The sequence below is a fragment of the Methylibium sp. T29 genome (assembly GCF_000576205.1).
Taxonomy (GTDB): domain Bacteria; phylum Pseudomonadota; class Gammaproteobacteria; order Burkholderiales; family Burkholderiaceae_C; genus Methylibium; species Methylibium petroleiphilum.
The window spans coordinates 1-1,374 of record NZ_AZND01000486.1 but is presented as its reverse complement, the minus strand read 5'-3'; the positions used below and the strand labels follow the sequence as shown (position 1 = coordinate 1,374).

General features: G+C 70.7%; 2 protein-coding genes. One reads left to right on the top strand and one right to left on the bottom strand.

Going from position 1 to position 1,374, the window contains the following annotated elements; genetic code table 11:
- Window positions 1-23 precede the first annotated feature (23 nt).
- On the bottom strand, window positions 24-701 hold the full coding sequence (locus tag x551_RS22245) for a C40 family peptidase (protein WP_051512299.1): 678 nt from the start codon (window positions 699-701) through the stop codon (window positions 24-26).
- A 159-nt stretch (window positions 702-860) separates the two neighbouring features.
- On the opposite strand from x551_RS22245, the gene x551_RS22240 reads away from it, so the two are divergent.
- Window positions 861-1,374 (top strand): TetR/AcrR family transcriptional regulator (locus x551_RS22240; RefSeq protein WP_051512300.1); only part of this gene is annotated, 514 nt, incomplete at its 3' end.

The window sequence follows — 1,374 nt, the reverse complement described above, 5'->3', positions numbered from 1 at the left end:
CCGAGCCGCGCCGTGCGCGCCGCTCAATGACCGGGGCTGGCGAGTGGCGAGGCGAGGGCGGTCGCGGCGACTGCGGGTGTCGATGCCGGGCTCGCCGTGGCCGCCGTTTCGGCCGGCTGCGGCGCACGCCGTGCACCGTCGTAGCGCTTGCTCCAGTAGGCGACACGCATGTCCTCCACACGCACCTTGCCGCCGGTGCGGGGGGCGTGGATGAACTTGCCGTCGCCGACGTAGATGCCGACATGCGAGAACGCCGTGCGCAGGGTGTTGAAGAACACCAGGTCGCCAGGCTTGAGCTCGTCGCGGTTGACGTTCAGCAGGCCCGGCGCCTTGGCCTGCTCGTTCGAGCGGCGCGGCAGCACCAGGCCGACGCTGGCCTCGAACACGTGGCGTGTGAAACCGCTGCAGTCGAAGCCCTGCTCGTCGGTCTCGCCGCCGCGGCGGTAGCGCACGCCCAGGAAGTTCATGGCCGACAGTACGAGGTCCGAGGTCCAGTCGGCGGCGCGCTCGCGCACCTGCTGGGCGAACGAGGAATCGGCCGGGATCGGTTCGATCAGGCCGCGCTCGGCGAGGAAGCGGGCCACGCTGTCCGGCGCGCTGTCGGTGGCACCCGGCTCGGCCTGCACGTTCGTGCCGGCCAGGCACAAGGCCAAGCACAGGCTGGCCAATGGCGGCCGCAGGCTCCGGGGCAGTCGGATCATGGCCGCGAAGATAGCGGCGGCCGGGCGCTGACGTCAAGGCGGAAACTTCTTGTTTCACAAGCACTTAGCTGACTTTCTCGGTCGATCGACGGTGCCCGGCAGGGGCCTGCGGCGGTTGGCCTTGAAAAATGTAGACGATCGGTCTAATCTTCGGGCGCCATGCCTGCCTCTTCCCTTGCGCCAGATCGCGCACGCCCCGTCGCCGTCCGGCGCAGCCATGCCGAACGCGGCGACGCTCGTGACGGCACGCGGGCCCGGTTGGTGCGTGCCGGCATCGAGGCCGTGCTCGAACGCGGCTGGGCCGCCAGCGGCGTGGACGCAGTGTTGCGTTCGGCCGGGGTGCCGAAGGGCTCGTTCTATCACTACTTCCCCAGCAAGGACGACTTCGGCTATGCGGTGCTGGAGGGCTACCAGGCGTTCTTCCTGAAGCGGCTCGAGCGCTGTTTCGGCGGTGAAGCGCCGACGGCGCACCACGTCGACGCGCAGTTCGCCGCCTTCCTGGCCGAGTCGCTCGAGGGCATGGCGCGGCACGGCTGGCAGCGCGGTTGCCTGGTCGGGGCGCTGGGCCAGGAACTGGGCGGGCTGCACGAGGGCTTCCGGCAGCGCCTGCTGGCCTCGCTCGACGAATGGGGCGAGGTGCTGGCGCGTGCGCTCGCCGCGGCGCAAGCGCGCG

Coding starts and splice junctions, on each gene's coding strand:
- x551_RS22245 (WP_051512299.1), bottom strand. CDS start 701: ATGATCCGACTGCCCCGGAGCCTGCGGCCGCCATTGGCCAGCCTGTGC.